Consider the following 22,905-nt stretch of genomic DNA (forward strand, 5'->3'; position numbering starts at 1 on the left):
AATACCAACCGGGTGCTGGGCGAGCAGACGCCGGGGGCGGTGACCATGGCGGAGGAATCCACCGATTTTGCCGGCGTCTCGCGTCCTGCGTCGACGGGCGGCCTCGGCTTCTGGTTCAAATGGAACCTCGGCTGGATGCACGACACCCTCGACTATATGCAGCTCGACCCGATCTATCGCCGGCATCATCACGACAAGATGACCTTCGGCATGCTCTACAACTACACCGAGAACTTCGTCCTGCCGCTGTCGCATGATGAAGTGGTCCACGGTAAAAAATCGCTTCTTGACCGCATGCCCGGGGATGCGTGGCAGAAGTTCGCCAACCTGCGCGCCTACTACGGCTGGATGTTCGCCTTCCCGGGGAAAAAACTGCTGTTTATGGGCAACGAATTCGCCCAGGGGCGGGAGTGGAACCACGACGCCAGCCTCGACTGGCATCTGCTGGAAGGGGGCGACAACTGGCATCACGGGGTGCAGCGTCTGGTGCGCGATCTGAACCATACCTATCGTCATCATAAGGCGCTGCACGAGCTGGACTTTGACCCGTACGGCTTTGAGTGGCTGGTTGTCGATGACCATGAACGGTCGGTGTTTATCTTTGTCCGTCGCGATAAGGCCGGGAACGAGATAATCGTGGCGAGCAACTTCACGCCGGTGCCGCGTCACGGCTATCGCTTCGGGGTTAATCAGCCGGGGCGCTGGCGTGAAGAGCTGAACACCGACTCGATGCACTACCACGGGAGTAATACCGGCAACGGCGGCGGTGTGGCAAGCGAGGCGATCGCCAGCCACGGGCGGGAGCATTCGCTGTCGGTGACGCTGCCGCCGCTGGCGACAATCTGGCTGGTGCGGGAGGCGCAATGACGATACTCGCGGCAGGAAAGCCCGCGCCGTTGGGCTCCAGCTATGATGGTAAGGGGGTGAACTTCACGCTCTTTTCCGTCCATGCCGAACGAGTGGAACTCTGCGTGTTCGATGCGCAAGGGAACGAGCAACGCTTCGATCTCCCCGCGCGCAGCGGCGATATCTGGCACGGCTGGCTACCCGGCGCCGGTCCAGGATTACGCTACGGCTATCGCGTTCATGGGCCGTGGGATCCGGCGCAGGGGCATCGCTTTAACCCGGCGAAACTGCTGCTCGATCCGTGCTGTCATCGGGTCGATGGCGAGCTGCCTGATGATGAGCGGCTCCACGGCGGTGACCCGCATCCCGACAACCGCGATAGCGCGGCGATCGCGCCGAAATCGCAGGTCGTGGATCTGCATTATGACTGGCAGAACGACGCCCCGCCGCGGACGCCGTGGGGCCAGACGGTTATCTATGAAGCGCATGTTAAAGGGCTGACCTGGCTGCACCCCGACCTGCCAGAGGCGATTCGCGGAACCTATAAAGCGCTCGGTCATCCGGTGATGATCGATTATTTCACCACCCTTGGCATTACGGCGCTGGAGCTGATGCCGGTGGCGCAGTTCGCCAGCGAACCGCGCCTGCAGCGCATGGGGTTGAGTAACTACTGGGGCTACAACCCGCTGGCGATGTTCGCGCTCGATCCGCGCTATGCCAGCGCGCCAGCGCGCGCGCTGGATGAGTTTCGCGATGCGGTGAAGGCGCTGCACGCCGCGGGGATCGAAGTGATCCTCGATGTGGTGCTGAACCACAGCGCGGAAATTGATCTGGAAGGGCCGACCTTTTCGCTGCGCGGGATCGATAACCGTATCTATTATTGGTTGAGAGACGATGGCGATTACTACAACTGGACCGGCTGCGGGAATACGCTCAACCTCAGCCACCCCGGGGTGGTGGAGTATGCCCGCCAGTGTCTGCGCTTTTGGGTCGATGAGTGCCACGTCGATGGTTTTCGCTTCGATCTGGCCTCGGTGATGGGGCGTACGCCGGAGTTTCGTCAGGATGCGCCGCTGTTTGAGGCGATCCGTAACGATCCGCGGCTGTCCGGGGTGAAGCTGATTGCGGAGCCCTGGGATATTGGCGCCGGGGGCTATCAGGTCGGTAATTTTCCACCGCTGTTTGCCGAATGGAATGACCATTTCCGCGACGTCGCAAGGCGCTTCTGGTTGCAGCAGAATGTGTCGTTGGGCGAATTCGCCCGGCGCTTTGCCGCCTCCAGCGATGTCTTTCAGCGTAACGGGCGTCAGCCTGCGGCGGCGGTGAATCTGGTGACCGCCCACGACGGGTTTACCCTGCGCGACTGCGTTTGTTTCAATCAGAAGCATAATGAGGCGAACGGTGAAGAGAATCGCGATGGCACTAACAATAACTACAGCAGCAATCATGGTATAGAGGGATTAGGCGGCAGTCTTGACGTGATTGAGCGGCGGCGGGACAGCATCCATGCCCTCCTGACCACGCTGCTGCTGGCGCAGGGCACGCCGATGCTGCTGGCCGGTGACGAACACGGCCATAGCCAGCATGGCAACAACAATGCGTACTGCCAGGACAATGCATTGACCTGGCTTGACTGGCGGCAGGCAAACCGCGGGCTGACCGCATTTACCGCCGCGCTCATTCATTTGCGGCGCTGCATACCGGCGTTAACCGACAATCGCTGGTGGCAGGAAGGGGACGGCAACGTTCTCTGGCTCAACCAGCATGGGCAACCGTTAACGGCCGACGAATGGCAGCACGGCGCCGCGCGCATGCAAATACTGCTCTCCGACCGCTGGTTGATAACGCTGAATACCACCCCGGAGGTGGCGAATATGGCATTACCCGTGGGGGAATGGCACGCCGTTCCTCCTTTCGCCGGAGAGGACAATCCGGTCATCATGGCTGTCTGGCATGGGCCCGCGCACGGAGTGTGCGTATTTCAAAGGTCGTAAGCCCTGAAGCTTCCGGTTGCACTCGCGGCGGCTGCGCGGTGAGAAGGACGGGAAGGCTGGGATGTAAAAAGGAGTTAATCATGGTTAGGCTAGAAAAGAACGATCCGTTGATGCTGGCGCGTCAGCTGCCCATCAAAACCGTGGCGTTGATTCTTGCGGGCGGACGCGGTACCCGGCTGAAAGATTTAACGATTAAGCGTGCCAAACCGGCCGTCCATTTTGGCGGTAAGTTTCGCATAATCGATTTCGCATTATCTAACTGCATTAACTCAGGTATTCGTCGCATCGGCGTGATCACCCAGTACCAATCACACACCCTGGTACAGCATATTCAGCGCGGCTGGTCGTTCTTTAGCGAAGAGATGAACGAGTTCGTCGATTTGCTGCCGGCGCAGCAGCGCGTGCATGGTGAAAACTGGTATCGCGGTACGGCAGACGCGGTGACCCAAAACCTCGATATCATTCGCCGATACAAGGCGGAATATGTGGTGATCCTCGCCGGTGACCATATCTACAAGCAAGACTACTCGCGCATGCTGATCGACCATGTCGAAAAAGGGGCGCGCTGCACCGTGGCCTGTATGCCGGTGCCCATTGAAGAGGCATCCGCGTTTGGCGTCATGGCGGTAGATGAGAGCGATAAAATTATCGAGTTCGTCGAAAAACCGGCCACCCCGCCGGCGATGCCGAGCGATGCCAGCAAATCGCTGGCCAGTATGGGTATCTATGTCTTTGATGCCGATTATCTTTATGAGCTGCTGGCCGAGGATGATAACGACGAAAACTCCAGCCATGATTTCGGCAAAGATATCATTCCGAAGATAACCGAAGCTGGCATGGCTTATGCACATCCTTTCCCACTCTCCTGCGTGCAGTCCGACCCGGATGCCGAACCGTACTGGCGTGACGTGGGGACGCTGGAAGCCTACTGGAAAGCGAACCTTGACCTGGCCTCGGTGACGCCGGAGCTGGATATGTATGATCAGGACTGGCCGATTCGAACCCATATGGAGTCGCTGCCGCCGGCCAAGTTCGTGCAGGACCGCTCCGGGAGTCACGGCATGACGCTGAACTCGCTGGTTTCCGGCGGCTGTATTATCTCCGGCTCCGTGGTGGTGCAGTCGGTGCTGTTCCCGCGCGTGCGGGTGAACTCATTCTGTAACATTGATTCGGCAGTCTTATTGCCAGACGTGTGGGTGGGGCGTTCATGTCGCCTGCGCCGCTGCGTGATCGATCGCGCCTGTGTGATTCCGGAAGGGATGGTGATCGGTGAACACGCGGAAGAGGATGCGCGTCGGTTCTACCGCTCAGAGGAAGGTATCGTGCTGGTTACACGCGATATGTTGCGGAAGTTGGGGCATAAACAGGAGCGATAATGCAGGTTTTACATGTATGTTCAGAGATGTTCCCGCTGTTAAAAACCGGCGGTCTGGCGGATGTAATCGGCGCGCTGCCTGCGGCGCAAATCGCTGAGGGGATTGATACGCGCGTGCTGCTGCCGGCGTTCCCGGATATTCGGCGCGGCGTAACCGATGCGCAGGTCGTGACGCGCAGGGAGACCTTCGCCGGGCGCATGACGCTGCTGTTTGGTCATTTTAACGGCGTGGGGATCTATCTCATTGATGCCCCGCATCTCTATGACCGTCCAGGGAGCCCCTATCACGATACCCATCAACATGCTTACACCGACAACGTGCTGCGTTTTGCGCTGCTGGGTTGGGTAGGCAGCGAAATGGCCTGCGGGCTGGACCCCTTCTGGCGTCCTGATGTCGTCCATGCCCACGACTGGCATGCCGGCCTGACGCCGGCCTATCTGGCGGCGCGCGGACACCCGGCTAAATCGGTCTTTACGGTACACAATCTGGCCTATCAGGGGATGTTCTACTCCTGGCACATGAACGAGATCGAACTGCCATGGTCGTTCTATAACATGCATGGTCTGGAGTTCAACGGCCAGCTCTCCTTCCTCAAGGCGGGCCTTTATTATGCCGACCATATTACGGCGGTCAGCCCGACCTACGCTCGCGAGATCACCGAGCCGCAGTTTGCCTACGGAATGGAGGGACTGCTGCGCCAGCGCCAGCATGAAGGGCGGCTATCGGGGATTCTGAACGGCGTGGACGGCAACATCTGGAACCCGGAAAGCGACCTGCTGCTGGCGGCGCGCTATGACCGCGACTGTCTTGAAGATAAGGCGGAGAACAAGCGTCAGCTGCAAATTGCGATGGGGCTAAAAGTGGACGACAAGGCCCCGCTGTTCGCCGTGGTCAGCCGTCTGACCAGCCAGAAAGGGCTGGATTTAGTGCTTGAAGCGCTGCCGGGCCTGCTGGAGCAGGGCGGGCAGCTGGCGCTGCTGGGGGCGGGCGATCCGGTACTGCAGGAAGGCTTCCTCGCCGCGGCCGCCGAACACCCGGGTAAGGTGGGCGTACAGATTGGTTATCACGAAGCCTTTTCCCACCGCATTATGGGCGGCGCCGACGTGATTCTGGTCCCCAGCCGCTTTGAACCCTGCGGCTTAACGCAGCTGTATGGCCTGAAGTACGGCACGCTGCCGCTGGTGCGGCGCACCGGCGGGCTGGCGGATACCGTGACCGACTGTTCACTGGAAAACCTGGCCGATGGCCTGGCCAGCGGTTTTGTGTTTGAAGACAGCAACGCCCTCTCGCTACTGCGGGCGATTCGGCGCGCATTCGTGCTGTGGTCGCGCCCGTCGCTCTGGCGTTATGTGCAACGTCAGGCGATGAATATGGATTTTAGCTGGCAGGTGGCAGCGCACTCGTATCGCGAACTTTATCAACGCTTGATGTAACCACAGGAGTCATTGCGATGAATGTACCCTTTAGCTACGCATCACCCACGCTGAGCGTTGAGGCGTTAAAGCACTCTATTGCCTATAAGTTGATGTTTATCATCGGCAAAGATCCGGCTATCGCCAACAAGCATGAGTGGCTCAACGCCACGCTGTTTGCCGTTCGCGACCGTATGGTGGAGCGCTGGCTGCGTTCTAATCGCGCCCAGCTTTCACAGGAAGTTCGTCAGGTTTACTATCTGTCGATGGAGTTTCTGATTGGCCGTACTCTCTCTAATGCCTTGTTATCGCTGGGTATCTATGAGGATGTGAACAGCGCGCTGGAAGAGATGGGGCTGAATCTTGAAGAGCTGATCGATGAAGAGAATGACCCGGGACTGGGCAACGGCGGGCTCGGGCGGCTGGCTGCCTGCTTCCTCGACTCTCTGGCGGCGCTAGGTCTGCCGGGTCGGGGTTACGGCATTCGCTACGACTACGGGATGTTTAAGCAAAACATCGTCGACGGGCGGCAGAAAGAGTCGCCGGATTACTGGCTGGAATACGGTAACCCGTGGGAATTTGAGCGCCATAACACCCGTTACAAAGTTCGCTTCGGCGGGCGTATTCAGCAGGAAGGAAAACACGCGCGCTGGGTTGAAACCGAAGAGGTTCTCGCCGAAGCCTATGACCAGATTATCCCTGGTTTCGATACCGACGCCACCAACACGTTGCGCCTGTGGAGCGCACAGGCCAGCAGCGAGATCAACCTCGGGAAATTTAACCAGGGCGACTACTTCGCGGCGGTCGAAGATAAAAACCACTCCGAAAACGTATCCCGGGTGCTGTACCCGGATGACTCGACCTATTCCGGGCGCGAGCTGCGTTTGCGCCAGGAGTATTTCCTCGTCTCCGCTACGGTGCAGGATATCCTCAGCCGCCATTATCAGCTGCATCGAACCTTCGCCAACCTGGCGGACAAAATTGCGATTCACCTCAACGATACCCATCCGGTACTGTCGATTCCGGAGCTGATGCGCCTGCTGATTGACGAACACAAGTTTAGCTGGGATGAGGCGTTTGAAGTGACCTGTCAGGTCTTCTCTTACACCAACCATACGCTGATGAGCGAAGCCCTGGAGACCTGGCCGGTCGATATGCTGGGGAAAATCCTGCCGCGTCATTTGCAGATTATCTTCGAGATCAATGATTATTTCCTCAAGACGCTGCAGGAGCAGTATCCCAACGATACCGCGCTGCTGGGGCGTACGTCGATTATCGATGAGTCCAACGGGCGCCGCGTACGGATGGCCTGGCTGGCGGTGGTGGTGAGCCATAAGGTGAACGGCGTCTCCGAGCTGCACTCGAGGCTGATGGTGGAGTCGCTGTTTGCCGAGTTTGCGAAAATTTTCCCGATGCGCTTCACTAACGTGACCAACGGCGTCACGCCGCGGCGCTGGCTGGCGCTGGCGAACCCGCCGCTGTCGAAGGTGCTGGATGAGAATATCGGTCGCACCTGGCGCACCGATTTAAGCCAGCTGCAGGAGCTGGAGCAGCATATCGATTACCCGACGGTGAATCTGGCGGTGCGTCAGGCGAAGCTGGAGAACAAACAGCGGCTGGCGAACTTTATCGCTCAGCAGCTTAACGTGGTGGTGAATCCAAAAGCGCTGTTTGATGTCCAAATTAAGCGTATCCATGAGTACAAACGCCAGCTGATGAACGTGCTGCACGTTATTGCCCGCTATAACCGCATTAAGGCCGATCCTGACGCGGAGTGGGTACCGCGGGTGAATATCTTTGCCGGCAAAGCGGCTTCGGCTTACTACATGGCCAAGCACATTATTCATCTCATTAACGACGTGGCGGCGGTGGTCAATAACGATCCGCAGATTGGCGACAAGCTGAAAGTGGTATTTATCCCGAACTACAGCGTCAGCCTGGCCCAGCTGATCATTCCGGCAGCGGACCTCTCCGAGCAGATCTCGCTGGCGGGAACGGAAGCCTCCGGGACCAGCAACATGAAGTTCGCCCTCAACGGGGCGTTGACCATCGGTACTCTCGACGGGGCCAACGTCGAGATGCAGGAGCACGTCGGCGAGGAGAATATCTTTATCTTCGGTAATACCGCGGAAGAGGTGGAGGCGCTGCGCCGTAACGGCTACAAGCCGCGGGATTACTACGAGCAGGATCAGGAACTGCACCAGGCGCTGACGCAGATCGGCACCGGTCTGTTCAGCCCGGCGGAGCCGGGGCGCTATCGTGACCTGCTGGACTCGCTGATCAACTTTGGCGACCACTATCAGGTACTGGCGGATTTCCGCAGCTATGTGGATTGTCAGGATAAGGTGGATGAGCTGTATCGTCACCCGGAGGAGTGGGCCACCAAAGCGATGCTCAATATCGCTAATATGGGCTATTTCTCATCTGACCGTACGATTCAGGAGTACGCCGACCATATCTGGCATATCGATCCGGTTAGGCTGTAGCAGAGCGCACAGACAAAACGGGGCCCGAGGGCCCCGTTTTTTATCGCACTTTGCCGTTCGCCGCGTGGCTTACGAGGCCAGAGAAAGTTCAGACTTTCCCACGTGCTGCGCCAGCCATTCGCTAATCCGCGCCTGCTGCTCCTTGCTCAGCCACATCCCCTGCTTGGTGCGGCGCCAGATCGCGTCATCGAGGCTGCGTACCCATTCATGCTCTACCAGGTATTGCAGCTCGGCTTCGTAAAACTCATGGCCAAAATCTTCGCCGAGATCGGCCAGCGATGTGGCCTGCGCGAGAAGCAGCTCGCTGTTGCTGCCGTAGGTGCGGGCGTAATGCCGCGCCATTGACTCGCTGATGAAGGAGAAGCGGCGGCGCAGTTTTGCGGCGTAATCGTCACGATCGCCGTCGATATCGCCGCCGGGCAGCACCGCGGTTTTGGTCCAGGCCGGGCCGATGCCTTTGTAGTATGGCGTCAGTTTTTCCAGCGCATGCTCGGCCAGCTTACGATAGGTCGTCAGCTTACCGCCAAATACCGACAGCAGCGGAGCCTGACCCTGTTCATCATGAATATCCAGGGTGTAATCACGGGTGATGGCCTGCGGTGAATCCGATTCGTCATCGCACAGCGGGCGAACGCCGGAGTAGGTCCAGACGATATCATCGCGGGACAGCGTCTTTTTGAAGTGCGCGTTATAGGCATTCAGCAGGTAGCCGATCTCCTGGTCATCGATCGCCACTTTTTGCGGATCGCCGTTGTATTCCACGTCGGTGGTACCGATGATCGAGAACTCATCCATCCACGGGATCACGAATACAATACGCTTGTCTTCGTTTTGCAGAATATAGGCCTGCTTCTGGGTATGTACCCGCGGTACCACGATGTGGCTGCCTTTAATCAGGCGAATACCGTACGGCGAGCGCAGGTGCATGCCTTCGTCAAAGAAGTGTTTGACCCAGGGACCGGTGGCGTTGACCAGGCCACGCGCCTGCCAGGTAAATTTCTCGCCGCTGTCGATATCTTCCGCCTCGACGATCCACAGGCCGTTTTCGCGTTTCGCGGAGATGGCGCGGGTGCGGGTACGCACCTCACCGCCTTTACGCACCACCATTTGCGCGTTAGCCAGTACCAGACGCGCATCGTCGACCCAGCAGTCGGAATATTCGAAACCGCGCACAATTTCAGGTTTTAGTACCGATTCTGCGCCAAATCGCAAGCTGGTTGAGCCGGGCAAACTGGTGCGTTTACCCAGATGGTCGTACATAAACAGACCAATACGGATCATCCACGCCGGACGCAGGTGCGGGCGATGCGGCAGGCGAAAGCGCATCGGGAAGGCGAGATGCGGCGCCATTTTTAACAGCACCTCGCGCTCGGCCAGCGCCTCGCTGACCAGACGGAATTCGTAGTGTTCGAGGTAGCGCAGCCCGCCGTGAATCAGCTTCGAACTGGCGCTGGAGGTGGCGCAGGCGAGATCGCGCGCTTCCAGCATCAGTACGGATAAACCACGCCCGGCGGCGTCTGCCGCGATACCGGCACCGTTGATGCCTCCCCCTATCACAATCAGATCTTTGGTTTCCACGTTCGCTACCTCTGGCACTTTCGTTTAAGCTCACAAATGTTCGATATCGCTCAATATAGCAAACAAACGCGCCTTTGGTAACATCAAAAAAACATTTCAGAGTGATGCATGTAACATATTGGCGTTTATTTCCCGTCTGACGGTAAACTAGACAGTAGAATCATGGCCGGTTACCCGCCAGCAATATCACTCCGCTATATATAGAGAACAGAGCACATGGATCACTTTGAATGTATCAACGTAGAAGAAGCGCACCAGAAGCTGCAGCAGGCGATGGCAGTGTTGGTGGACATCCGCGACCCGCAAAGCTATGCGATGGGACATACGCCGGGTGCGTTTCATCTGACCAACGATACGCTGGGCGCGTTTATGCGGGATAACGACTTTGCGACCGCCGTGATGGTGATGTGCTACCACGGCAATAGCAGTAAAGGCGCCGCGCAGTACCTGCTGCAGCAGGGCTATGACAAGGTTTACAGCGTAGATGGCGGGTTCGATGCGTGGCATCGTCATTTCCCGGCGGAAGTCGAACACGGCTTGTAACAGGCCTTCGCGTCCTGCAACTCGCATGCGTTAGAGTATATACTAGCCCCCTTTGTGTGGAATAAGCGATCCGCTGTATGTTAATGATTACCTCTTTTGCTAACCCGCGCGTGGCCCAGGCGTTTGTCGACTACATGGCGACGCAGGGTATTATCCTGACCATTCAGCAGCATGATCAGAGCGACGTCTGGCTGGCGGATGAGAGCCAGGCGGGGCGGGTGCAGGCTGAACTGACGCGTTTTCTGGAAAACCCCGCCGACCCGCGCTATCTGGCGGCCAGCTGGCAATCCGGGCACACCAATAGCGGCCTGCGCTACCAGCGCTTTCCCTTTTTTGCCACCCTGCGCCACAACGCCGGGCCGTTTACATGGGCGATTCTGCTCGTCTGTATTGCGGTCTTTGCGCTGCAAAATATTCTCGGCGACCAGCCGGTAATGCTGCTGCTGGCCTGGCCGTATGACCCATCATTAAAGTTTGAAGTCTGGCGCTACTTTAGCCATGCTTTCATGCACTTCTCGCTGATGCATATTCTGTTTAACCTGTTATGGTGGTGGTACCTCGGCGGGGCGGTGGAAAAACGCATCGGTACCGGCAAGCTGGTGGTGATTACCGTCATTAGCGCCCTGTTGAGCGGGTTTGTGCAGCATCAATTTAGCGGCCCCTGGTTTGGCGGTTTGTCCGGCGTGGTGTATGCGCTGATGGGCTACGTCTGGCTGCGGGGAGAGCGGGATCCGCAAAGCGGCGTCTATCTGCAGCGCGGCTTGATACTCTTCTCTTTAGTATGGTTAATTGCTGGATGGTTTGATGTTTTCGGCATGTCGATTGCGAACGGCGCGCACGTGGCGGGTCTGCTGACCGGGCTGGCGATGGCGTTTGTCGATACGCAACATGTGCGAAAGCGAACATAGAGACTCCTCATCAGGCGGTCTGCAACGCTCGCGCCTTTCTACGAGTCTTATAATCCCAGGGATATTTCATGAAACAAACACAACGTCATGACGCCATTATCGAGCTGGTAAAAAAACAGGGATATGTCAGTACGGAAGAGCTGGTCGAGCAGTTTGCCGTCAGCCCACAGACCATTCGTCGTGACCTGAATGACCTTGCCGAACAGAAGATGATCTTGCGTCACCACGGCGGGGCGGCGCTGCCTTCCAGTTCGGTGAATACCTCCTGGCATGACAGGAAGGCCACCCAGACTCAGGAAAAAGAGCGTATCGCCCGTAAAGTGGCCAGCCAGATCCCCGATGGCGCCACGCTATTTATTGATATCGGCACCACGCCGGAAGCGGTCGCGCACGCGCTGCTTGAGCATAACGATCTGCGTATCGTCACCAACAACCTTAACGTCGCCACCACGCTGATGGTGAAAGAGGACTTCCGCATTATTCTGGCGGGCGGCGAACTGCGCAGCCGGGACGGCGGTATTATTGGCGAAGCGACGCTGGATTTTATCTCCCAGTTCCGCCTCGATTTCGGCATTCTCGGTATCAGCGGCGTGGATAGCGACGGTTCGCTGCTGGAGTTTGATTACCATGAGGTTCGCACCAAACGCGCGATTATCGAAAACTCACGTCACGTGATGCTGGTGGTGGACCATTCGAAATTCGGCCGGAACGCGATGGTGAATATGGGCAGCATCAGCATGGTCGACGCGGTCTACACCGATGTGATGCCGCCGACAGGTGTACTGAAGGTGATTACGGATAACAACCTTCAGCTGGAGCTGTGCTAAACGGCGTCAGACGCCGTATCCCATCATTTTAAGCAACCGCTGGGCATGCTGAACCGCATCCTGGCGGTGGGCGACTCCCAGCTTTTGGTACAGGTTACGAATATGGGTTTTAATGGTTGTCGCCGCGACGTCGAGCTCACCGGCGATCTGCTCGTTGCTGTAACCGGAATAGATCAGGCCTAATACCTGCCATTCACGCTGGGTCAGCGGGCTGGTGCGAATCAGCTCCGGAACTTCCGGATGGCTGAGCAGGCGCTCGACGAAACCTTCATCGAAATGGGCAAACTTGTGGCGATGATGCTGGTTGATATCGCGCAGGATACGCTGGGCGCGGTGCTGTTCCAGCTCCGGCAGCGTATTCAGCTGAATCAGCTGACGTAGCTGCTGCGCCATGGCTTCGCCTTCAATAACAAAGTGGTTGATGAACCCGGTGCGGTTGGCCAGCGCGAGCGCCTCCAGCAGGACTTTTTGCGCTTCACTCTTGCGCCCCGCCTGCCAGTAAAGCTGGTTGAGCAGCAGCAGGTTGCGGTTAATATCGCTCATCAAACGCAGAGAGCGGGCATTGTCGTTCAACTCTTCCAGTACCATTTCCGCCGAGTCGAAATCACCCAGCAGAATCTGCGCCCGGGCGATGTTGCGCCACTGGCTTTGCAGGAAATGGTTATTGGCGAATTCGGGTTTCGGCGTCTGGCGCAGCCAGTTGGCCGCCGCGGCTTTATCGCCGACCATCTGCCAGTAGATCACCCGGACTTTATCGGCATTCGACACCCAATCGCTATGGTAGTTGCCGTTACCGAGCAGGTTTTCCAGGCGATTCAGATGGCTGCGGGCGTTATCCAGATCGCCGCGCGCCAGCGAGCATTGCACCATTAATGCCAGACACTGCAGCTGCTGTTGCGGTTGATAGGTTGCGAGGACATTCATCCCATTACGCGCCGACGCCTCCGCTTCGTCCAGCCGCGCCCAGGCCCACAGCAGCTGGGCACGAATGCGCAGCAGAAATTCATGCATCGGCAGCTGTTCGAGGTGTTGTTCGCGGATCAGCTGGAACGCTTTTTCCTGAACCTCCCACGCGGCCTGCAGGAAACCCTGAGCAAACAGAATCTCGCTTTGCTGGATCATGCTCCACAGCGCGTAGTGCCAGATATCGTGGCGGCGGGCCATCTGTTCCGTTTGCTGCATCACCGCCAGCGATTTACTCAGCTGGCCTTTGCAGTGCAGCACTTCGCCGTGGACCGAGGTGGCGACGATGCGGCTGTAGTAGCTGGCCAGCGGCAGCTCTTCTAATGCCACCATCGCCAGGCGCTCGGCCTCTTCCTGATCGCCGGCATTAATGGCCACCTGCGCCCGCAGGGCGTTGAAATCGCCGTGCATCGCGGTATCCATCTTCACATCCATCTCCTGCTCGGCGCGGGCCAGCAGGGTGTTGACTTCACTGTAGCGATGCTGGCTCTGCATCAGCCAGGCCTGCAGCAGAATCAGCCGCGGGTTTTCCAGCAGATTGGACCACGGCAGCGCCGCCAGCGACTGCTCGAGCAGCCCCAGTTCGCTGTGGTTGAACATTCCCCAGGCGTGATTGAGCAAAATGTCACGCAGCATTTTCGCGTCGCCGGCGGCCAGCGCGTGGTGGATCGCTTCGCTGGGGAAGCCCAGCGCCATCCAGCCTTCGGCGGCCGAGCGGTGAATTTCCGGTAATTCGGTCGCCAGCTCCCACTGGCAGCGCTGGCGCAGGAAGTTGCCGAATAGCGGGTGATAGCGGAACCACTCGCCGGAGTCGTCCATTCGCTGCATGAACAGCCCCTGCCGTTCAATCTCTTCCAGCTGCATCTGACCGTTCTCTTCTCCGGTCACACGCACGATGAGCGCATCGTTCATTGAGCGCAGCAGCGCGCTCTTCAGCAGCACGTTGCGGGTGCGGGCGTCGACATTATCCAGCACCTCATCCACCAGGTAATCGGAAAGATGGCTGGCGTTAATTCCGGCAAGGCGACGAGCGGAGTGTTGCGCGGAGGAGTTATTCTGACGGGCAGAGAGGGCGATCAGCTGCAGCGCCGTGGCCCAGCCGGCGACGTCGTCGCACAGCCTGCTGCTGTCGTCCGCCTCAATGGGCGAGGCCAGACGACAATCGAAGAATTGTTTGGCTTCCTGATGGGTAAACGCCAGCTGTTGGCTGCCGATCTCCAGCAGCTGATCGCGTACGCGCAGGTTGGCGATACCCAGCTGCGGCAGGTTACGCGACAGCACCACCAGGGTCATATTTTCCGGCTGATGGCGGAGGAAGAAGCGCATTGCGTCATGGATCACCGGGTTATTGATCAAATGATAATCGTCAATCACCAGGAACAGCGGACGCTGCCAGTCGGCAAGCTCAATGAACAGCTGTGCGAAAAGCGAGGGCAGGCTGGCATACTGGCGTTTTTGCACCATGGTTTCGCTGGCGACGCAGTGGCCGCCGGTCGCCTGCTGAATAGAGGCGATCAGATAACTGGCAAAACGCTCCTGTTGGTTATCGCCTTCATCCAGCGAGAACCACCCGAGTTCATTTTTCCCCGCCGCCCATTGAGAGATGAGCGTGGTCTTGCCGTACCCAGCCGGGCTGGTGACCAACACGAGACGGTAATTGTTGGCGCCGGAAAGTTTCGCCAGGAGTCGCTCGCGAACCACGGTGTGTTCAAGGCGGACTGGTCGACTTAATTTAGACGGAATCAACATAGTTAATCATTTCGCTGTGCAAGAGAGGATTTGCGATTTTTTTTGCGCTTCGTAATTAATAACTAATAAGGTCGGCGATATTGAAAATTATTGCAAGTTATGTCCGATTTTTATGCTCTTGAATTTGCACCAGCTCACAAATTCAAAATTACAACACCTGCTTTATAAAACCGGTACCAGTGCGCGTGGCTTCTGGGTTTCACCGCGTTTCGGGTAGGCGAAAATCAGTGCCACTCCAGTTTTTCGTAGTTGTATGTTTTTATTAAGTTAATGTCAGTAAAATCTTATAAATCATCGATTCAAGGTATTTTTGTCAGCAATCAGGGTTATTTTTAGACAACGCTTGTTTTTATTTGCTGATAATTGCGCGAGGGTATTTTATTTAACCCTCTGTCTCGGTCTGTAACATAATTTTTGCGCACTGGCGGTTGGCAACATCGTGTTTCGAAACGGTGATTTTTTCAGCATATTTTTCGCGCTCGGTTACCGTTATAGTGGTCAGGATCACACTTTTCGCTCATCCCTGCTGCTCCTCCCTACCTAATCCCCGCCGGGATGAGGACGTCGCTGCAGGAGGTCGGCACACTAACGCCAACGTTTTAGTAAAGGACCCGGATTTCTTATGTCACAGACTTCTTTTAATAAAGATCGGTTTCAGGCTGCACTGACGCGTCAGTGGCAGCACCTTGGCTTACAGTCCGCTTCTGAGATGACTCAGCGTCAGTGGTGGCGTGCCGTGAGCGGCGCTCTTGCCGAGCTGCTGGCCGCTCAGCCGGTCGCCGAACCGGTCAAAGGACAACGTCATGTTAACTACATCTCGATGGAGTTTTTGATTGGCCGTCTGACCGGTAACAACCTGCTGAACCTGGGCTGGTATCAGGGGGTGAGCGATGAGCTGAAAGCCTATGATATCCACCTGACCGATCTGCTGGAAGAGGAGATCGATCCGGGGTTAGGCAACGGTGGTCTGGGCCGTCTTGCGGCATGTTTCCTCGACTCGATGGCTACCGTAGGCCAGTCGGCAACCGGCTATGGCCTGAATTATCAGTACGGTCTGTTCCGCCAGTCTTTCGAGGATGGCCAGCAGGTCGAAGCGCCGGATGACTGGGGGCGTAGCCGCTACCCGTGGTTCCGTCATAACGATCGGCTGGACGTTCAGGTCGGGCTCGGCGGTAAGGTGAGTAAAGATGGACTCTGGCAACCGGCCTTTGTGATCACCGGCGAAGCCTGGGATCTGCCGGTGCTGGGATATCGCAATAACGTGGCGCAGCCGCTGCGTCTGTGGCAGGCGACGCACGCGCATCCGTTTAACCTGACAAAATTCAACGACGGCGATTTCCTGCGCGCTGAGCAGCAGGGCATTGACGCAGAAAAACTGACAAAAGTGCTCTATCCGAACGATAACCACCAGGCCGGGAAAAAGCTGCGTTTGATGCAGCAGTATTTCCAGTGCGCCTGTTCGGTTGCCGATATTCTGCGTCGCCATCACCTGGCGGGACGTAAGCTGGCGGAGCTGGCGGATTACGAAGTGATCCAGTTGAACGACACCCACCCGACCATCGCCATCCCTGAACTGCTGCGCGTGCTGCTGGATGAGCACCAGCTAAGCTGGGACGATGCCTGGGCGATCGCCAGCAAAACCTTCGCTTACACCAACCACACGTTGATGCCTGAAGCGCTGGAGTGCTGGGATGAGAAACTGGTGAAAGCGCTGCTGCCGCGTCACATGCAGATCATTAAAGAGATTAACGATCGGTTTAAGAAACAGGTCGATCAAACCTGGCCTGGCGATAAGCAGGTATGGGCGAAACTGGCCGTGGTGTACGATAAACAGGTACGCATGGCCAACATGTGCGTGGTCAGCGGCTTTGCGGTCAACGGCGTCGCGGCGCTGCACTCCGACCTGGTGGTGAAGGATCTGTTCCCGGAATATCACCAGCTGTGGCCGAATAAATTCCATAACGTCACCAACGGTATTACGCCGCGCCGCTGGATCAAACAGTGCAACCCGGCGCTGGCGGCGCTGTTTGATAAAACGCTGAAGAAAGAGTGGGCTAACGATCTCGATCGGCTGATTAACCTGGAAAAATACGCCGATGACGCGTCGTTCCGGCAGACCTGGCGCGACATTAAGCAGGCGAATAAAGTGCGTCTGGCGGAGTTTGTGAAGGCGCGTACCGGTATTGAAATCAACCCGCAGGCGATTTTCGATATCCAGATTAAGCGTCTGCACGAGTACAAACGTCAGCACCTCAACCTGCTGAACATCCTGGCGCAGTACAAAGAGATTCGCGAAAACCCGCAGGCCGACCGCCTGCCGCGCGTGTTCCTGTTTGGGGCGAAGGCGGCGCCGGGCTACTATCTGGCGAAGAATATTATTTTGGCCATCAATAAAGTCGCGCAAGCGGTGAATAACGATCCGCTGGTTGGCGACAAGCTGAAAGTGGTGTTCCTGCCGGATTACTGCGTCTCCGCGGCGGAAATGCTGATTCCGGCGGCGGATATCTCAGAACAGATCTCCACGGCGGGTAAAGAAGCTTCCGGTACCGGCAATATGAAGCTGGCGCTGAACGGCGCGTTGACCGTCGGTACGCTGGACGGGGCGAACGTGGAAATCGCCGAACAGGTCGGCGAGGAAAACATCTTTATCTTCGGCAATACCGTGGAACAGGTGAAAGCCTTGAAAGCCAAAGGCTACGATCCGCTGAAATGGCGTAAGAAAGACAAGCTGCTGGATGCGCTGCTGAAAGAGCTGGAAAGCGGTAAGTACAGCGATGGCGACAAGCATGCCTTCGATCAAATGCTGCACAGCCTGCTGAAAGGCGGCGACCCGTATCTGGTGCTGGCGGATTTTGCTGCCTACGTGGCGGCGCAGAAGCAGGTCGATGAATTGTACCGTGATCAGGAGGCCTGGACGCGGGCGGCGATTCTGAATTCCGCCCGTTGCGGCATGTTTAGCTCCGACCGCTCAATTCGCGATTATCAACAACGTATCTGGCAGGCAAAACGCTAAGGACAGGCCGATGGAGACAAAACGCCTTGATAACGCCGCGCTGGCGGCGGGGATAAGTCCGGACTACATCAACGCCCACGGGAAGCCGCAGTCGATTGCTGCGGCGACGAAAAAGCGTCTGCTTGATGCTATGCATCGTACGACAACCGCCACGAAAGTGGCGGTGGACCCGCTTGCGGCGGTGCAGGTTTTCACCCACGGTAAAAAAATGTCGCTGCCGGTGGCCGGCCGCGGGGACTACCAGTGGCTCCTTACCACTGAGGAGGGGAAGCAGTATCAGGGCAAAGTCAGCGGCGGTGAAACGCTGCCGCTGCCCGCCAAACTGCCGGAGGGCTATCACACGTTGACCCTCACCGATGACGGGGAGCGCTGGCATTGCCGGGTGATTGTGGCCCCCGTACGCTGCTACGAGCCGCAGGCGCTGAAAGAGGGCAAAAAGCTATGGGGCGCCTGCGTTCAGCTGTATACGCTGCGCTCGGAGAAGAACTGGGGGATTGGCGATTTTGGCGATTTACGGGCGATGCTGCCGGAAATCGCTCAGCGCGGCGGGTCGTTTATTGGCCTTAACCCGATTCATGCGCTCTATCCGGCCAACCCGGAGAGCGCCAGTCCCTATAGTCCCTCTTCCCGCCGCTGGCTCAACGTTATCTATATTGACGTAAACGCCGTCGACGATTTTCGCCTGAGCAAAGAGGCGCAGGCCTGGTGGCAATCCCCGGCGACGCAGCGGGCGCTGGAGGCCGCACGTCAGACCGATGATGTGGATTATACCGCCGTGACCGCGTTGAAAATGACCGCGCTGCGCATGGCCTGGAAAGGATTTTCCGCCCGTAACGATGAGGCGATGACGGCGTTCCGTCAGTTCGTGCTTCGCGAAGGCGAAAGCCTGTACTGGCAGGCGGCGTTTGATGCGCTGCACGCCTGGCAGGTGCAGCAGGATCCGCTGCGCTGGGGCTGGCCGGCATGGCCGAAGGCGTACCAGGATATCAGCAGCCCGGAAGTCAAAGCGTTCTGCACGGAACAGGCGGATGAGGTGAGCTTCTATCTCTGGCTACAGTGGCTGGCGTATTCCCAGTTCGCCGAATGCTGGCATACCAGCCAGCACGACGCGATGCCGATTGGTCTGTACCGCGACCTGGCCGTGGGGGTTGCTGAAGGGGGGGCGGAAACCTGGTGCGACCGCGAGCTGTATTGTCTGAAAGCCTCCGTGGGGGCGCCGCCGGACATTCTTGGCCCGCTGGGACAGAACTGGGGCCTGCCGCCGATGGATCCGCATATCATCGTAGCGCGCGCCTATGAGCCGTTTATCGAGCTGCTGCGCGCCAACATGCAAAACTGCGGCGCGTTGCGTATTGACCATGTGATGTCGGTTCTGCGCCTGTGGTGGATTCCCTATGGTGAAACGGCCGATCGCGGCGCCTATGTGCAGTATCCGGTAGATGACCTGCTGTCGATTCTGGCGCTGGAGAGTAAGCGTCATCGCTGCATGGTGATCGGCGAAGATCTGGGTACCGTGCCGGTGGAAATTGTCGGCAAGCTGCGTAAGAGCGGCGTCTATTCCTACAAGGTCCTCTATTTCGAAAACGATCATGAGAAGACCTTCCGCGCGCCGCAGACCTATCCGGAGCAATCCATGGCGGTGGCGACAACGCATGACCTGCCGACGCTGCGCGGATACTGGGAAAGCGGCGACCTGACGCTGGGGAAATCGTTAGGCCTGTATCCGGATGAGGGGGTGCTGCGCGGCCTGTATCAGGATCGCGAACGGGCGAAGCAGGGGCTGCTGGATGCGCTGCATCAATACGGCTGCCTGCCTAAACGCGCCGGGCATAACGCCTCGCTGATGGCGATGACCGCGACCCTGAATCGCGGAATGCAGCGTTATATCGCCGACAGCAATAGCGCGCTGCTGGGTCTGCAGCCGGAAGACTGGCTGGAGATGGCCTCCCCGGTCAACATTCCGGGCACCAGCACCGAGTATCCGAACTGGCGACGCAAGCTTTCCACCACTCTTGAGCAGATGTTTGCCGATGAGCAGGTGAACAAGCTGATTAAGGATCTGGATAAGCGGCGGAAAGCGGCAGCGAAGGTCGGCAAGAAGAGATAAGCGCTGTGAATTTCCCCGCTCGCCTTTTGCTGAGCGGGGGCTGGCGCCGTTATCCGGGTAAACGGAATAAAAAAAGCCGGGTCGCGTGATGCTGACCCGGCTTTTTTATGCCCGCAATCTTACACGACCATTCCCAGCAGCAGACAGCCCACCAGGCCGCAGACTGAGATGATGGTTTCCAGCACCGACCACGACTTAATGGTTTCCCCGATAGTCAGGTTGAAGTATTCCTTAAACAGCCAGAAGCCCGGATCGTTAACGTGAGAGAAGATAACGCTCCCGGAGCCGACGGCAATAACCATCAGTTCCGGACTGACGCCGGTGGTGGCAATCAGCGGTGCGGCAATCCCGCCGGCGGTGATGGCGGCAACGGTCGCAGAACCGAGCGCAATACGCAGTACCGCAGCGATAGACCAGGCCATAAACAGCGGGGACATATTGGATTCATGCATGATAGAGGCGATGTATTTATCCATGCCGCTATCCACCAGCACCTGCTTGAAGGCGCCGCCGCCGCCGATGATCAACAGCATCATGGCGATGATTTTGATCGACGAGGTCAGCGTGTCGTTGATCTGCTCCATCGAGCGGCCGCGGTTGAGGCCAAAGGTGAACAGGGCGATAAGGACCGCAATCAGGGTCGCCATCACCGGGTCGCCGAAGAACTCGGCAATCGGCAGGAAGGCGTGGCCTTTTGGCAGGATCATCTCGGCAACGGCACGCATCGCCATCAGGATCACCGGTACCAGTGAGGTCCAGACGCTGACGCCAAAGCCCGGCATCTCTTCTTCGGTGAAGGTTTTCGGGTTATGCAGCCCTTCCGGAATCGGCTTATCGATGCCTTTCAGGAAGCGGGCGAACACCGGACCGGCAAGGATAACCGTCGGGATAGCCAGAATTGTGCCGTACAGCAGGGTCTTACCCATATCGGCGTGGAAGATGGTGGCAATCGCCGTTGGGCCCGGGTGCGGCGGCAGGAAGCCGTGGGTCACCGAGAGCGCTGCGGCCATCGGAACGCCGACGTACAGCAGAGGGATGCGGGCGGAGGCGGCGATGGTGAACACCAGCGGCAGCATCAGGACGAAGCCCACTTCATAGAACAGCGCAAAGCCGACGGTAAAACCGGTCAGCACCACGGCCCATTGAATGTGTTTTTTACCAAACCTGGCGATAAGCGTCGTGGCAATTCGCTGCGCGCCGCCGCAGTCCGCCAGCAGCTTACCCAGCATAGCGCCAAAGCCCATGATCAGCGCAAGACTGCCGAGCGTGCCCCCCACGCCGTTTTTGATGGAGACAATAACTTTATCCAGAGGCATACCTTGCATAAGTCCGACGGCAAGTGCCACCAGAACCAGTGCGATGAAGCCGTTCATTTTGAAACGGATCATCAGCAGCAATAGCAGGGCAACCCCGATAGCAACGATGACTAATGGCATAATTTACCTGGCCTTTCATTTGTTATGGGTAACGTCAAATTTCAATCTGTTTTCGTTGGATCCAGCTGAGGATTTCAACGGTATGGCGCCATAAAATCGACTATCACTCTTAAGAGAAAGGATAGCTGGCTATTTTTGTAGCAGCGGTGCCTGAAAGGGATGATACGGGTAACATATGCAGGTTGAGAATCACCCGCCCGGGGAAAATTTTAAATATGAGACTTAAGTCATACTCTTTCCCCGGTTTTTGCCGGGTCGTTTAGCGGTAAATGTTGTGCGGTAACATCAGAAGGGCGGCCCGGCGGATGAAGCACCGCCGGGCTTGACGAAGGGGAAGCGGTCGCGCTCAGGCTTAGTAGTAGGAGTGCTCGCCGCGCTGGTGCTCGGTCAGATCGCGCACGCCTTTCAGATCCGGGAATTCGTTCAGCAGCTGCTTCTCGATCCCTTCTTTCAGGGTCACATCGACCATCGAGCAGCCGTTACAGCCGCCGCCAAACTGCAGAATTGCCAGACCGTCTTCCGTGATTTCCATCAGCGTAACGCGCCCGCCGTGACCGGCCAGCTGCGGGTTGATCTGCGATTGCAGCATATACTCCACGCGCTCCATCAGCGGCGCGTCATCGGAGACTTTGCGCATCTTGGCATTTGGCGCTTTCAGCGTCAGCTGTGAACCCAGCTGATCGGTAACGAAGTCAATTTCAGCGTCTTCCAGGTACGGCGCGCTGAGTTCGTCGACATACGCAGTCAGTTGCTCAAACTTCAGCGCTGTGTCGGTGTCTTCCACCGCATCCGGTGGGCAGTAGGATACGCCGCACTCAGCGTTTGGGGTGCCGGGATTAATCACAAATACGCGAATTTGTGTCCCTTCTTCCTGATTTACCAGAAGTTTGGCAAAGTGCGCTTGTGCAGCATCGGAAATACGGATCATAGCGTTGGCCTAATAGTTGACTATTTTACTGGGTTATAATACGCCCATCAGCAGGGGTCTACAAGGTACGGCACACACACCATACCTGAACCGTCGCGGCGCCGTTTCGCAAAAGCAGGCGGGAAATTTCAGCGACGGTGCTTCCGGTTGTGACGACATCATCCACAATGGCGATATGGTGGCCCTGAACCGGTATTTCAAGCTGAAAGGCATTTTTCAGGTTCTGTTTGCGCAATCGCGCTGAGAGCTGATGCTGGGTCGCGGTGCGTCGGTTCCGGCGGAGCGCATCATTGTGCCATGCGCAGCGCAGCCAGCGCGCCAGCGGGCGGCACAACAGATCGCTTTGATTGAAGCCTCGCCGCCACTGGCGACGTTGCCACAGCGGTACGCTGACCAGCCGGTCTGGCCGGGGTAAGCCTGTGCTCTGGCGAACGCGCAGCAACAGTAGCCGCGCCAGCGCTGGCGCCAGCTCGGGGCGGCGAGAAAATTTCAGCTGGTGGATCAAACCGCTCAGCGGCGGCTGATAGCCATTTACCGCCACCAGCCGCTGCCATGGCGGCGGCTGCTGTAAACAGCGCCCGCAGGGAAGCATGCCGACTGCCGCAGGCAGGCCGCACTGCGGACAGAGCGGGAGCGGGTGGGTCAGGGAGGCGGCGCATCGGGAGCAGATCCCCCAGCCGGCGATGGCCAGCGGCATTTGGCATAGCCAGCATAAGCTGTGTGCTGTTAGCATATTTCC

At 57.7% G+C, this 22,905-nt stretch carries 15 protein-coding genes; 10 read left to right on the plus strand and 5 right to left on the minus strand.

The annotated features are described in order from the left end of the window. The 5 genes from glgB to glgP form a co-directional block, all read left to right on the plus strand. The coding region (gene glgB, locus EDF73_RS24450; protein WP_132731592.1) for a 1,4-alpha-glucan branching enzyme at positions 1-867 on the plus strand (867 nt) is incomplete at its 5' end. Next, entirely contained in the window at positions 864-2,840 is a 1,977-nt protein-coding gene (glgX, locus tag EDF73_RS24455; protein ID WP_132731593.1) for a glycogen debranching protein GlgX, read from the plus strand. The genes glgB and glgX, both read left to right, overlap by 4 nt. An 80-nt stretch (positions 2,841-2,920) precedes the next feature. Beyond that, the gene (glgC, locus tag EDF73_RS24460) at positions 2,921-4,216 is read left to right on the plus strand and encodes a glucose-1-phosphate adenylyltransferase (protein WP_132731594.1); all 1,296 of its coding nucleotides are present in this window, start codon (positions 2,921-2,923) and stop codon (positions 4,214-4,216) included. After that, positions 4,216-5,649 carry a glycogen synthase GlgA gene (glgA, locus tag EDF73_RS24465; RefSeq protein WP_132731595.1) on the plus strand — a complete coding sequence of 478 codons (1,434 nt, stop codon included), beginning with the start codon at positions 4,216-4,218 and terminating at the stop codon, positions 5,647-5,649. The genes glgC and glgA overlap by 1 nt, the downstream gene beginning before the upstream one ends. 17 nt (positions 5,650-5,666) lie before the next feature. Further along, positions 5,667-8,114 carry a glycogen phosphorylase gene (gene glgP / locus EDF73_RS24470; RefSeq protein ID WP_132731596.1) on the plus strand — a complete coding sequence of 816 codons (2,448 nt, stop codon included), beginning with the start codon at positions 5,667-5,669 and terminating at the stop codon, positions 8,112-8,114. Positions 8,115-8,183: 69 nt separating this feature from the next. Here glgP and glpD read toward each other — a convergent pair whose 3' ends face one another. Beyond that, entirely contained in the window at positions 8,184-9,692 is a 1,509-nt protein-coding gene (glpD, locus tag EDF73_RS24475) for a glycerol-3-phosphate dehydrogenase (protein ID WP_132731597.1), read from the minus strand. 216 nt (positions 9,693-9,908) lie between these two features. On the opposite strand from glpD, the gene glpE reads away from it, so the two are divergent. The 3 genes from glpE (at position 9,909) to EDF73_RS24490 (ending at position 11,970) form a co-directional block, all read left to right on the plus strand. Further along, a complete protein-coding gene (gene glpE / locus EDF73_RS24480; protein ID WP_132731598.1) occupies positions 9,909-10,235 on the plus strand; it encodes a thiosulfate sulfurtransferase GlpE in 327 nt (108 codons plus the stop codon). A gap of 77 nt (positions 10,236-10,312) precedes the next feature. Continuing rightward, positions 10,313-11,143: a rhomboid family intramembrane serine protease GlpG gene (gene glpG / locus EDF73_RS24485; RefSeq protein ID WP_132731599.1), complete on the plus strand. Its 831-nt coding sequence runs from the start codon at positions 10,313-10,315 to the stop codon at positions 11,141-11,143. A 68-nt stretch (positions 11,144-11,211) separates the two neighbouring features. Continuing rightward, complete coding sequence (locus tag EDF73_RS24490) at positions 11,212-11,970, plus strand: DeoR/GlpR family transcriptional regulator (RefSeq protein ID WP_132731600.1); 759 nt, start codon at positions 11,212-11,214, stop codon at positions 11,968-11,970. Between the two features lie 6 nt (positions 11,971-11,976). Here the strand turns inward: EDF73_RS24490 and malT are convergent, their stop codons facing one another. Next, positions 11,977-14,682, minus strand: a complete 2,706-nt coding sequence (gene malT, locus EDF73_RS24495; protein WP_132731601.1) for an HTH-type transcriptional regulator MalT — start codon at positions 14,680-14,682, stop codon at positions 11,977-11,979. Between the two features lie 622 nt (positions 14,683-15,304). Here malT and malP point away from each other — a divergent pair. Then, entirely contained in the window at positions 15,305-17,695 is a 2,391-nt protein-coding gene (malP, locus tag EDF73_RS24500; RefSeq protein WP_132731602.1) for a maltodextrin phosphorylase, read from the plus strand. 10 nt (positions 17,696-17,705) lie between these two features. Next, positions 17,706-19,802, plus strand: a complete 2,097-nt coding sequence (gene malQ / locus EDF73_RS24505; RefSeq protein WP_132731603.1) for a 4-alpha-glucanotransferase — start codon at positions 17,706-17,708, stop codon at positions 19,800-19,802. A gap of 119 nt (positions 19,803-19,921) precedes the next feature. Here the strand turns inward: malQ and gntT are convergent, their stop codons facing one another. The 3 genes from gntT to gntX all read right to left on the minus strand — a co-directional run bounded on the left by gntT (position 19,922) and on the right by gntX (position 22,899). Beyond that, positions 19,922-21,238 (minus strand): gluconate transporter, encoded by a 1,317-nt coding sequence (gene gntT, locus EDF73_RS24510; protein ID WP_132731604.1) that lies wholly within the window; start codon positions 21,236-21,238, stop codon positions 19,922-19,924. Between the two features lie 352 nt (positions 21,239-21,590). Continuing rightward, entirely contained in the window at positions 21,591-22,166 is a 576-nt protein-coding gene (nfuA, locus tag EDF73_RS24515) for a Fe-S biogenesis protein NfuA (protein ID WP_132731605.1), read from the minus strand. Positions 22,167-22,224: 58 nt separating this feature from the next. After that, positions 22,225-22,899 carry a DNA utilization protein GntX gene (gene gntX / locus EDF73_RS24520; RefSeq protein WP_132731606.1) on the minus strand — a complete coding sequence of 225 codons (675 nt, stop codon included), beginning with the start codon at positions 22,897-22,899 and terminating at the stop codon, positions 22,225-22,227. Between the last annotated feature and the right edge of the window lie 6 nt (positions 22,900-22,905).

Origin of the sequence: Klebsiella sp. BIGb0138, from assembly GCF_004342285.1 — a bacterium.
In the GTDB taxonomy this organism is placed as follows: Bacteria; Pseudomonadota; Gammaproteobacteria; order Enterobacterales; family Enterobacteriaceae; genus Klebsiella.